Here is a 12,859-nt window from a genome sequence, read left to right on the forward strand (position 1 = left end):
ATCGTAATGATCATTGTAGCTGTCTTTTTGTTCGCAGATATGAAATCTATTTTTTTTCATCCTCATGCATCTTGCGGATCAATTCATCGATCTTGCTGCCGTAAGCCACCGATTCATCTCGTTTAAAGATCAATTCTGGTGTCTTGTAAAGTGTCAAACGCGTTCCAAGTTCCTTGCGGACAAGGCCAGTAGCCTTATCCAATCCTAGTTGCGTTTTTTCACGATCGCTGGCAAGTTCCGACAATGTGCTGTAATAGATGGTTGCTTGCTGCAAGTCACCGGTGATTTCCACATCAGTGATGTTCACATTCGCAACACGCGGATCTTTTACACGCTTAGCCAGGATATCATTCACTTCGCGTTGTATTTCTTGTTTGATTCTTCCTGCTCTGAAATTAGCCATTTCGGTTCACCTCTCACTAGTTCGATTGCTGTGGCGCTTTATTTCTTGATTTCAACCATATGGTACGCTTCGATGACATCATCGATGCGGATATCGTTGTAATCTTCAATCATTACACCACATTCGAAGCCTTTTTTAACTTCTTTGGCATCATCCTTGAATCGCTTCAAGCTGGCAAGTTTGCCGTCGAAAATGACGATATTGTCACGGATGATACGGATACTGCTGCTTCTTCCAATGTAGCCATCCGTTACGAACGCTCCACCGATTGTGCCGACTTTAGAAACTTTATAGGTCTCACGGATAAGCGCTTGACCAGTTACTTGCTCTTCGAATTCAGGATCCAGCATGCCCTTCATCGCTGTTTCGATTTCATCGATGGCGTTGTAGATGATACGGTGTAGACGGATGTCCACATTTTCGTTATCCGCTTGGATCTTCGCTTGAGGAGTCGGACGGACGTTGAATCCGATCATGATCGCGTTGCTGGCTGCCGCCAAGGTAACGTCACTCTCGTTGATTGCGCCTGCTGCCGAGTGGACGATCTTAACGCGGACACCTTCGACCTCAATTTTTTGTAAGCTGGCAGCCAAGGCTTCAACTGAACCCTGCACGTCAGCCTTGATGATGACATTGACGTCTTTAAGTTCTCCGTCTTTCAAGCTGGAGAACAAGTTGTCCAAAGTCACGCGATTCTGCGTTGAACGTTGCTCCATAAGGGCACGTTTCGCACGTTCTTCACCGGCTTGACGCGCTGTCTTCTCATCTTCAAAGACAACAAAGTGATCCCCGGCTTGCGGTGCTGCATTCAAACCTGTGATTTCGACTGGCATTGCAGGTCCAGCCGTTTTCACGCGTCTGCCTTGATCGTTGGTCATTACGCGGACACGGCCATGCGTATTACCGACTACGATCGGATCGCCGATTTTCAAAGTACCTGACTGCACCAAGACGGTAGCAATCGGTCCTTTTGATTTATCCAAACGGGCTTCGATTACGGAACCGATCGCTAAACGATTCGGATTAGCTTTCAATTCCTGGACTTCAGCTACCAACAGGATCATTTCCAACAATTCATCGATCCCTTGTCCGAACTTAGCCGAGATGTTGACGAAAATCGTTTCGCCGCCCCATGCTTCCGGAACCAAACCTTGATCGGACAGTTCTTGCATGACGCGATCTGGATTTGCTGTCGGTTTGTCGATTTTGTTTACGGCAACGATGATGGGAACATCAGCCGCTTTTGCGTGGCTGATAGCTTCGATTGTCTGTGGCATCACACCGTCGTCAGCTGCGACAACAATGATCGTGATATCTGTGACGTCCGCTCCGCGGGCACGCATCGTCGTAAAGGCAGCATGTCCTGGTGTGTCCAAGAACGTGATCGGTTTGCCATCGATTTTGACCTGATAAGCGCCGATATGCTGCGTGATTCCGCCTGCTTCGGTTTGGATGACGTTCGTGTTGCGCAGTGAATCCAAAAGCGTCGTTTTACCGTGATCGACGTGACCCATGATAGTGACAACAGGTGGTCTTGCAACTAAGTCTTCCGGATTTTCTTCCATTTCGAAATAGCTGTCCAAATCGGAAATATCCTGAACGATTTTTTCTTCGGCTTCGATGCCATAATCAGTAGCCAACAATTCCAAGGCGTCTTTTCCTAATGCTTGGTTTTGCGTGACCATGATACCCATCAGGAATAATTTTTTGATGATTTCAGCTGGCTCACGGTGAAGCTTTTTGGCAACTTCCATTACATTCATGCCGTCTGTATAGACGAATGTTTCCGGTAACTCGCGGAATTTGCGTGGAGGAACTGCCGGTCCCTGCTTAGTTGTGCCTTTTTTGAATTTTGAGCGCTTGTTTTTATTGTAGGGATTGTTGCCTCTCCCTTGATTTCCTTGACTGCGTGGATTGGAACCGCCTGAATTTTGACCGTATGATGGACGGTTTGATTTGGCTGGCGCATTGGTGGTAGTATTCGTGTTTGCAGTTTTCTGCACTGGTTTGTCATTTGATTTGTTTGGCGAAACAGAGTCAACTCGATTCATTTTAGTATTTGGACGATTTTGTCCAGCTTGGCTTGTGGCTTGCGCCGGCCGATTTGTATTCTTTTCTGCAGTATTTCTTGTTTGTCCTTTATTTTCGGAACCGTTTTTTTGATTCAGAGAAGGATTCGATGGTTTATTTTTCATGTCTGTGTTTTTCCTCAGTTCACTCTTATCAGTAGTTTTATGTGTTCCGGTTGCAGGCGCCTTTTTGATGTCTGCTGGTTGCTTCTTCTGTGGCGCATTGGATTGCGGTGCACTTGGCTTGGCAACCTGATTTCCAGCAGGGGAAGAGATGGATTGGTTCAACTTTTTGATGTCTCCGTCTTCCATGGTTGACATATGGCTATGATAATCGATCCCCAATTGTTTTGCTTTATCCAACACCGTTTTGCTTGATACCTTGTGTTCGTTTGCATACTCGTAGACACGTTTTTTTTCCATGTCATCACCTTCCCTTATCTCATTACTTTGTTCCTTTCAGCCGCATGAAACTTTTGGCGAATCCTCTATCGGTCAAAGCGCAAATGGAACGGGACTTGCCTATTGCTTGACTGATTTGTTCCGAAGTGAAATGCACCAGGAACGGGACTTCATAATAGCGGCATTTGTTTTCTAATTTTTCTTTGGTGTTATCGCTGCAGTCCGTCGCACAGAGGACGAAGACAGCTTCATTTTTTTGGATGGACTTGATGGTCATCTCTTCACCTGTGATCAGTTTGCCGGCGCGCAATGCCAATCCCAGCAAATTCAACATCTTATCTTCAGGTGTCATAATAAGCTCCTTGCTTTTTGGTGTTCGACATAATCGAATAACTCCTGATAGAACGCATCACTGATCGCGGTCTCAAGGTGTTTTTCCAAAATGTGTTGCTTCCAAGCCTTCTGCACCAACGCAGGTTCCAGCGAGACATAGGCTCCACGGCCATTCATGCGGCCGGTAGGGTCAATGGCGATTTCACCTGCTTGATTTTTTACGATGCGGACTAATTCTTTTTTTGGTTTCATCTCATTCGAGACGACACATTTCCTCATCGGAACTTTTCTTGTCTTCATAAACCTTCACCTCACTGATTAGTCTTGAAAGTCCTCTGCTAATTCATCATAGCTTTGTTCCGGATCTGTCTCGACTTCCGAGATCAGCTGCTCTACATCTTCAGGATCAAGGATTTTTTCATCATTTTCGTATTCTTCCGTATAATCCGTTTCGTCCGCTGGAATAGCGATATCTTCAGCGACTTCTTCAGCCGTAAAAATCTTATCCAAGCCAGCGAAGGAATGAAGTGTATCAGCATCTTCTTCATCGGATGCAACTTTTTGAGCACCGGATTCCATCAATAACTTATTATACTCCGTTTCGGACTTGATATCGATTTTATAGCCTGTCAATTTGGCCGCTAAGCGAGCATTTTGACCTTTTTTACCGATGGCCAATGATAGCTGGTAATCAGGAACGATGACTGTGCAGCTACCGTCTGCTTGATGGAAATCCACATTCACGACTTGTGCCGGATTCAATGCATTTCCGATATAGATCGATGGATCTTCGTTCCATTCAACGATATCCATGTTTTCTCCGCGCAATTCGTTTACGATTGCTTGGACACGCTGGCCTCTTGGTCCTACGCAGGTGCCGACAGGATCGACGTTCTTATCGCGGGAGCGCACAGCTACTTTTGAGCGGTCTCCGGCTTCCCGGGCAATCGAAACGATTTCGACAACGCCATCAAAGATTTCAGGAACTTCTTGTTCAAACAATCGCTTCAGCAAGTCGGGGTGACTGCGGCTGACAAAAACTTGCGGCCCTTTTGAAGTGTTTTCGACTTTTGTGACGTACACTTTGATGCGGTCGTGCGGCTGGAACGTTTCATTCGGAATCTGCTCCTGCTTGGACAATACCGCTTCAATTTTTCCAAGGCTCACATAGATATAACGGCTGTCCATTCTTTCGACGACGCCAGTCAAAATATCATTTTCATAGGCGATGAATTGATTGTAGACGATGCTGCGTTCCGCTTCACGGATACGTTGCATGATTACTTGCTTGGCTGTTTGAGCGGCAATCCGTCCAAAATCTTTAGGAGTGACCTCAAAACGGATCTTATCGCCTAATTCGTATGCTTTGTTGATCTGCAGAGCATCCTCCAGACTCACTTCCAAAGTCGAATCAAACACCATATCCACTACTTCTTTAACAGCGTAGACATGGATGTCCCCTTTTTTAGTATCGAATTCCACTTCAACGTTTTGGGCCTGACCATAATTACGTTTGTATGCAGACACAAGCGCAGCTTCCAACGCACTGATGACAATCTCTTTTGAAATACCTTTGTCTTTTTCCAACACTTCAAGAGCACTTAACATTTCTTTGCTCATATTACTTCCTCACTCCTATCTCAAAAAATGATTAAAATTGGATAGCCAATCTTGCGTTTGCGATCTGTTTTCTTTCGATTTCGATATCTTTGGTTCTGGTTTTGATTCTGATCGTCAATACGACGGATTCGTCATTTAATTCCTTCAACGTTCCTTCGTAGAATTTCTCACCATCAATCGCCTGATAGAAGGACAGATGCACGTATTTACCGATGGCATTCTGCATATCTGCTTCAGTCTTTAATGGACGCTCTGCTCCTGGTGAGGACACCTCCAGGAAATACGCTTGCGGGATCGGATCCGGGTCGATGGCGTCCAATGCTTCACTGACTTTTTCGCTGATCAATGCACACTCTTCGATATCGATGCCGCCTGGCTTATCTATATAGATTCTGAGAAACCAGTTTTTCCCTTCCTTCAAAAACTCCATGTCCACTAATTCTAAATTCTGTTCATCAACTATTGGTTGAACCACTACTCGAACTTCATCTACTACACGACTCACAGAAATCCTCCTTTATCAATCCTACACCACTGTCATACATTGGCTGACTGCGTAAAAAGAGTGAGCGTTTCCGCTCACTCCATCCGACGACTTATTCTTATATAATCATACACCATTGTGTCAGTAATTGCAAGGACTTACCAATCTAATGGCTTTGGAATAGCCTTCCCTTAAAAATCAAATAAAGAAAGTTGATTTTCGTCAGGTAAGTTTTTCAACACACCATTTTCATTCATGTAATCGATGATCGTCTTCGAAACCTTCCCTCTCGTTGCCAAGTCCTCTTTGGAGAGGAACGGTTGGGCTTCCCTCGCTTGAACGATCTGGTTCGCCACGTTGCCGCCCAATCCCGGGATGGCCCGGAATGGCGCAATCAGCGTATCCCCTTCGATCACGAAATTATTGGCGTGCGATTTATCGAGATCGACCATCTTGAAGTTGAAGCCGCGCTCCACCATTTCGTTCGCCAATTCCAATACGGTCAGCAAACTTTTCTCCTTGACCGACGCTTCCAAACCCTTATCCATGATTTCTTTCATGCGGGTCTTGATCATTTCTTTCCCTTGCGTCATCGCGACCAAATCGAAATCCTGCGCACGCACAGAGAAGAAGGCACAGTAATAACGGATCGGCTGGTGCACTTTGAAATAAGCGACGCGCAAAGCCATCAATACGTACGCGGCAGCATGGGCTTTCGGGAACATATATTTGATCTTCAGGCACGATTGGATGTACCATTCAGGTATTTCTTTTGCCCGCATGTCCGCTTGCCAATCATCCGGGATCCCTTTCCCTTTACGGACACTCTCCATGATTTTGAAGGCCAGACCGTCATCCATACCGTGATGGATCAGATATACCATGATGTCGTCACGACAGCCGATAACGTCCGCCAGCGGGATGTTGTTCTCGCGGATGAGCGTTTCGGCATTGCCCAGATAGACATCCGTCCCGTGGGAAAGGCCCGAAATTTGCAGCAATTCCGCAAAAGTGTTCGGACTCGTCTGCTCCAGCATCCCCCGGACAAAGCGCGTCCCAAATTCTGGTATTCCGAGTGTTCCGGTTTTACTGAATATCTGTTCCGGCGTGATACCCAGCACTTCGGTACCGCTGAATATCTTCATGACATCCGGATCATTGGGCGGGATCGTTTGCGGATCAATCCCGGATAAATCCTGGAGCATCCGGATAACAGTCGGATCATCGTGTCCAAGTATGTCCAATTTCAGCACATTATCATGGATGGAGTGGAAGTCGAAGTGGGTCGTTTTCCATTCAGAATCCTGGGCATCGGCCGGGAATTGGATAGGCGTAAAATCATAGACATCCATATAGTCCGGAATAACGATGATACCGCCGGGATGCTGTCCGGTCGTACGTTTGACGCCAGTGCAGCCTTTTGCCAACCGATCAATTTCAGCAGAGGAGAATCTGAAGTTGTGGTCCCGCTCATAGGCTTTCACATAACCAAAGGCCGTCTTGTCCGCTACCGTTCCGATCGTTCCGGCACGATAGACATACTCCTCACCGAAGAGCTCCTTCGTGTAGGCATGTGCCTGGGCTTGATATTCACCTGAGAAGTTCAAATCGATATCGGGTACTTTATCTCCGTAGAAGCCCAGGAAGGTTTCGAACGGGATGTCGTGTCCGTCGCGGTCCATGTCCGCCCCGCATTTCGGGCAGTCCTTTTTTTCCAAGTCGTAGCCGGAACCGATCGATCCGTCTTCATAGAAATAGGAATATTTGCATTCCGGACAGCGGTAATGCGGCGGCAAAGGATTGACTTCCGTGATCCCGGTCATGGTGGCTACGAAACTTGAGCCAACCGAGCCCCGGGACCCTACCAGGTAACCGTCTTGGTTGCTTTTCAGCACCAATTTTTGGGAAATCAGATAGATGACCGAGAAGCCGTTGCCGATGATCGAGTTGAGCTCTTTCTCCAGCCTTTTTTCGACCAAGTCAGGGAGTTCTTCGCCATAAAGACGCTTGGCTTCATCATAGGAAAGTCGCGTGACCTCCTCGTTCGCACCTTCCATGTTGGGTGTATACAATTGATCCTTGATCGGCACGATCACTTCCGTGCTGTCAGCAATTTTCTGGGTATTATAAACAACGATTTCCTTGGCTTTTTCTTTGCCCAGGAAGGAGAAGCAATCAAGCATCTCATCTGTCGTCCGGAAATGGGCTTCCGGCATATGCAGAACTTTCCCTTGGTTCACTTTCAAGGATCCGATCAATATTTCCCTGTAGATGGCGTCCTCCTTGTTCAGGTAATGGACATTCCCGGTTGCGACCACTGTTTTGCCCAGTTCATCCCCGATGGCAACGATTTGGGTGATGATTTCCTCCAGATCGCTTTCATTCTTGACTAATTCCTTCGTGATGAGCGGGGCATAAACCTCTTTCGGCATGACTTCGATGTAATCGTAGAACTTGGCTTTCTCCTTTGCTACCTCTGCCCCTTTTTGCATCATCGCCTCAAATATTTCGCCTTCGCTGCAGGCAGAACCGATCAATAAGTTTCCCCGGATCGCTTGCAGAACGCTGCGCGGAAGGCGCGGTGTCCGGTAATAATACTCGATATTCGAAGCAGATATGATTTTGAACAGGTCCTTCAGCCCATCTTGATTTTTTGCCAAAATCGTTGCATGGAACGGCCGTGCCCTTTTGTAAGAATCACCGCCGCCTATGTATTTGTTGAGTTCATCATGAAACAAGATGTTGTGCTCTTCGCGTGCTTCCTTCAGGAATATCCAGCAAAGCGCACCGGTTGTCTCGGAATCATAAACCGCACGGTGATGCTGTTCCAAACCTACGCCATAACGTTTCGCCAACGTATTCAAACGATGTGATTTCAATTGCGGATGCAAGAAACGGGACATCTCCAAGGTGTCGATCACCGGCTGGGGCGCCTCTGGCATGCCATGGCGTTCATAGCTGTTGTTCAGGAAGCCCATGTCGAAACTGGCGTTGTGGGCTACGAGAATGGAACCCTCAGCGAATGCAGCGAATTGCTCCAACACCGTTTTCTCTGGTTTGGAGTCGCGCACCATGTCATCGGTTATGCCGGTCAATTGGATTGTCGTCTGCGACAACGGATGACCCGGATTGATGAACTCTTCGAATGTCTCAATGACATTTCCTTTGTACATTTTTACGGCAGCCAGCTCGATGATTTTGTCGTAAACTGCCGACAAGCCCGTCGTTTCCACGTCGAATACAACATAGATTGCTTCGCTGAGATCTTCATGAACCGGATTATAGGCAATCGGTACGCCGTCATCGACGACGTACGCTTCAATCCCGTACAAAATTTTCACGTTATTCGCTTTTCCGGCTGCATGGGCGTCTGGATAGCCTTGCGCGGCTGCATGGTCAGTCAGCGCGATGGCTTTGTGTCCCCATTTGGCTGCCTGTTTGACAAAATCGCCGATGCCATTGGTGGCATCCATCTGGCTCATGTTTGAGTGCAGATGCAATTCCACTCTTTTTTCGTCTTCGGGCGCCCGATCTTTCCGTTCCGCATGAGCCACTTCATTGACGTCGCGGCCATTCACAACCAAGTCACGCATGAACGTGTCTTCTTGGACACTCCCGCGCACGCGCACCCAGATGCCTTTTTTGACCAGTTCGAAGTTCTGTTCATCTGTTTCATTCGACGAGAACAGCTTCACCGAAAACGAGGAGGTGTAATCCGTCATTTTGAATACGAGCAGTTTCCGTCCGGAACGCAGTTCACGGATTTCACTGTCAAAAATGTAGCCTTCGATGACCACGGAACGCTCTTCTTCGGTGATCGAAGCCATCTGCTTGATTTCTTCCTTGCCTGAAATTTGTCTACCGATCAGCAAGGGGCCGTTGCCTGCTTTAGATTGTGAGCCGTCACTGCGTTGTCTGTCCTGTTGGTTTTGTTTGATTGCTTCTTCCGCTTGTTTGACCAACATTTCATCCTGCTCTTGCTTCCTAGCCAGATATTGCGCCATTCTGGCTTCGGATGCCTCCTCGTCCACTTCAATCATGATCTGGAAACTCGGGAATCCCAAGACCAGATAATTCTGTTGGATAACGGATAAATAGTTATCCGCTAAATGATTTTTGGTGATCTCATTTTCAACATTGATCACGACTTTGTTGTTCAGGACGACAGGCGTATGTTTGGCAAAAAGAGTCTGGACCAACGGCGAGGAAATGTTGCTGCGCTGGACGACTGTTTCCCAATAATCCAGGATGCTCTCATTCGTCAAGATCGGTTGCCTTGTTTTGACTTGAAAATCGATCGTGGCGATGGATTGGAATTTTATTTTCATGTGATTCATCAAAGCATTGAACACTTCAAAAGGCAGGACGTTATCAAAAACGAACTGGAATGACCATAATTTGGATTTTTTATGCACGATGACCTGTTCGATTTCCCCGTTTTCAAAATACGGCAGGTACTCCGGCTTGTGATGCAGATTTATCTGTTCCAGCATCTGCTGGAACAATTCATGTTTCGATAATGCCATTTGATCTCTCCTTCTCAACTAACAAACAAAAAGATCCAAAGAATGAGCTTTCCTTTCTTTGAATCTTCTTATTTTCTTCCTATCATTGGCCAAAGAAAAATCTTTGGATATCGTTCCAAGTGACGATGACCATCAGCAGGAGCAAAAGCCCCATTCCGATAGCTGTGATAATGCCTTCCTTCTCAGGATCCAAAGGCTTGCCTCGGATTCCTTCCACTACGTTCAGCAGCAGTTTCCCGCCATCCAATGCCGGAATCGGCAAAAGATTCACGACACCGAGGTTGATGCTCAAGTAGGCCAAGAAACTGAGCACACTCAGAAAGCCATAATCGACAACTTGTTCCGTTGCCGCATAGATGGCGACAGGCCCGCCGAATGAATCGGCTTGGAAGCCGGTCCTGAACATGGAGAAGACCAATCCGAAGATTGAAGTGGCAATCACCCAGAATTCTTTGAACCCGTAACTGATTTTAGCCATCAAGGTGCGATCCATCGGGGGAGTAACACCGATCAGCCCATAGTCATTGCCTTGTTCATCGGTTTTTGTATCAGGCGTTATGAGGACATCACGCGCTTCCTGGCCGTCAGTGACGACAGAGAGTGTGATTTCGTTGCCCGGATTGGCTTGGATGGATGCAACCAGTTCCGTCCATTCAGCGATCTCCTCGCCATTCACGGCCAAGACTTCATCATCCACCCGTAATCCGGCTGTTTCCGCAGGGCTGTCAGGCTGGATTTCACCTAGGCGATTATCGTTGACCGTAACGCCGCCTTGCACGAACGCAATCGTGATGAACACCGCAATGCCCAGAATGAAATTATTCATTGGTCCGGCAAAGTTCGTCATCATCCTTTTCAGCAAGGGCGCTGATTGGTATTGCACATCGATGGGAGCGATCTGAACCTCTGTTCCGTCCGCTTCGATGATTGTCGCATCGCGTTTGACTGCATAGGTAACGGGTTCCGAACTTCCCGGAATGATGCCCTTTATGAAGAGATCCTGTTCCAGATCAGCTTCCAGTAATTCTATCGGAACAGCATGCAAATGTTGTTTATTGCTTAAATCTATTTGAGTGACCTGTTGTGCCTCATCAATGGTTATATTAAGCGGCATACCGGGTTTCAACTCGGTGTCCTCATCCCCGATGCCGGCCATCCGTACGTAACCGCCGATAGGCAGCATCCGGATCGTATAGGTCGTTCCGTTTTTGCGATGAGAGAAGATTTTCGGTCCCATGCCGATTGCGAATTCACGAACCAAAATGCCAGCTTTTTTCGCAAAATAGAAATGGCCGAATTCATGGATTATCACTAGTATGCTGAACACGATAATGAACGTTATGATTGTCTGAAACATGTAATCCCTCCCTTTCTATATCTTGCCTTCGCTTTGTTAAAAGATGAAATGCAGAAAAATATGGAACACCGGCATCACAAAAAGTGTGCTGTCGAAACGATCGAGCATGCCGCCATGTCCGGGCAATATCTTCCCGGCATCCTTGACGCCAAAATAGCGTTTGAATGCCGATTCAACCAGATCACCCATCTGCCCGCAGACCGAAAGCAGGACAGCCAGCATGATCTGCAGGCCCATCGATAACCCCAATGGATTATAGTAATGGAAAAACACGATGGCGATCAGCACAGCAGCGATCGATCCGCCGACGGATCCTTCAATCGTTTTGTTGGGGCTGATTGCCGGGGCCAATTTGTTCTTGCCTATTTTTCTTCCGATCATGTAAGCGCCGATATCCGTCCCCCAGATGATGAACAACACTAAGAGTACCATCAAAAAACCGATTTCCCTTGTCTGCATGAAATAATAGAATCCTCTCCCGACATAAAGGGAAGTCAGCACGGAAGCAGCCGCATCATCAAATGTGAAATCATTTCTTGAAAACACTGTGAATACGAACAGAATCAGTGCTTCCAAATAAATCAAAAGCATCGCATCGATGCCGTCAGGGATGAAATGCAGGTAGGATTCCGGCAGCATCAAAAGGACGGTCGCCAAAGCTGTGATGATTCCCTCCAAACTGAAGATGGTCAGTTTTTTCATCTTCAATAGTTCTTGGACAGCGATCAATCCGATTGCTGTCATAAGCAGTTGTAACGCCAATCCCCCAATCCATAAGAATGGGATAAAAACGGCGCCAGCCACTAAGCCTGTGATTACTCTTTCCTTCATGGTATCCTCCCTATATGCCGCCGAAGCGGCGATTGCGATGCTGATATTCTGCTAGCGCAGCCCGCAAACTGGCTGTTGAAAAATCAGGCCAAAATTCTTCCGTGAAGTACATTTCGCTGTACGCAGCCTGCCAGAGCAAAAAGTTGCTCAAACGGATTTCCCCGCTGGTGCGGATCAGCAAGTCGGGATTCTGCCATTCACCAAGCTCACTTGTGAATAGGTATCCGGCGAATACTTCATCGGTGATTTCGTCTGCCGAGAGTTTTCCCGATGCGACATCGCGCGCAATCATTTGGGTAGCTTGAATGATTTCAGCCCTGGAACCATAATTCAATGCGAAATTCAGAATCAAGCCGGTATTGTCCTTCGTTTTTTCGATGGCATTTTGCACGACCTTCAATGTCTTTTCGGGCAATTGATCGATCCAGCCGATGGTCGTCACTTTGATGTTGTTCTGCATCAATTCCGGCATGAACACATCAAAAAAATCGATGGGCAAACCCATCAAAAAATTGACTTCGTCAGACGGACGTTTCCAGTTTTCTGTCGAAAAGGCATACAGCGTCAACACCTTTACATTAAGGCGGCTTGCTTCTATGGTAATCTTTTTCACGGTATTCATGCCCTCTTTATGTCCGTAGACCCGCGGCATCAATTTTTTCTTTGCCCAACGGCCATTTCCGTCCATAATGATGGCGACATGGGCTGGAACGATGCCGTTTTCATCGAACAGCAATTCTGTTTTTGGATTCTCACTCTTGAATAGAGCCATGCTTTATCCCTCACTTTTTCGTAACTCTCTATATTTTAACAAAAACCCGCCTGAATTCCTAT

The 12,859-nt window shown here is 47.0% G+C and carries 10 protein-coding genes; all 10 read right to left on the reverse strand.

Annotated elements, in window-relative coordinates; all coding sequences use genetic code 11:
* Window positions 1-46: 46 nt before the first annotated feature.
* The gene (gene rbfA, locus WBV27_RS13105; protein WP_086627880.1) at window positions 47-403 is read right to left on the reverse strand and encodes a 30S ribosome-binding factor RbfA; all 357 of its coding nucleotides are present in this window, start codon (window positions 401-403) and stop codon (window positions 47-49) included.
* A 38-nt stretch (window positions 404-441) separates the two neighbouring features.
* Window positions 442-2,895, reverse strand: coding sequence for a translation initiation factor IF-2 (gene infB, locus WBV27_RS13110; protein WP_086627879.1), 2,454 nt, complete (start codon window positions 2,893-2,895; stop codon window positions 442-444).
* A gap of 22 nt (window positions 2,896-2,917) precedes the next feature.
* On the reverse strand, window positions 2,918-3,226 hold the full coding sequence (locus WBV27_RS13115) for a L7Ae/L30e/S12e/Gadd45 family ribosomal protein (protein ID WP_086627878.1): 309 nt from the start codon (window positions 3,224-3,226) through the stop codon (window positions 2,918-2,920).
* Complete coding sequence (gene rnpM, locus WBV27_RS13120; RefSeq protein WP_086627877.1) at window positions 3,223-3,507, reverse strand: RNase P modulator RnpM; 285 nt, start codon at window positions 3,505-3,507, stop codon at window positions 3,223-3,225. The genes WBV27_RS13115 and rnpM overlap by 4 nt, the downstream gene beginning before the upstream one ends.
* Window positions 3,508-3,525: 18 nt before the next feature.
* The gene (gene nusA, locus WBV27_RS13125) at window positions 3,526-4,827 is read right to left on the reverse strand and encodes a transcription termination factor NusA (RefSeq protein ID WP_140185711.1); all 1,302 of its coding nucleotides are present in this window, start codon (window positions 4,825-4,827) and stop codon (window positions 3,526-3,528) included.
* A gap of 31 nt (window positions 4,828-4,858) precedes the next feature.
* Complete coding sequence (gene rimP, locus WBV27_RS13130; RefSeq protein ID WP_106449472.1) at window positions 4,859-5,332, reverse strand: ribosome maturation factor RimP; 474 nt, start codon at window positions 5,330-5,332, stop codon at window positions 4,859-4,861.
* Between the two features lie 170 nt (window positions 5,333-5,502).
* Window positions 5,503-9,837, reverse strand: a complete 4,335-nt coding sequence (locus WBV27_RS13135; RefSeq protein WP_424202569.1) for a PolC-type DNA polymerase III — start codon at window positions 9,835-9,837, stop codon at window positions 5,503-5,505.
* An 82-nt stretch (window positions 9,838-9,919) separates the two neighbouring features.
* Window positions 9,920-11,194, reverse strand: a complete 1,275-nt coding sequence (rseP, locus tag WBV27_RS13140) for an RIP metalloprotease RseP (RefSeq protein ID WP_424202570.1) — start codon at window positions 11,192-11,194, stop codon at window positions 9,920-9,922.
* Window positions 11,195-11,230: 36 nt separating this feature from the next.
* Window positions 11,231-12,025, reverse strand: coding sequence for a phosphatidate cytidylyltransferase (locus tag WBV27_RS13145; protein ID WP_424202571.1), 795 nt, complete (start codon window positions 12,023-12,025; stop codon window positions 11,231-11,233).
* A gap of 10 nt (window positions 12,026-12,035) precedes the next feature.
* Window positions 12,036-12,797 carry an isoprenyl transferase gene (locus WBV27_RS13150; protein ID WP_424202572.1) on the reverse strand — a complete coding sequence of 254 codons (762 nt, stop codon included), beginning with the start codon at window positions 12,795-12,797 and terminating at the stop codon, window positions 12,036-12,038.
* Window positions 12,798-12,859 lie beyond the last annotated feature (62 nt).

Origin of the sequence: Trichococcus sp. (genome assembly GCF_049589555.1) — a bacterium.
Classification (GTDB): Bacteria; Bacillota; Bacilli; order Lactobacillales; family Aerococcaceae; genus Trichococcus.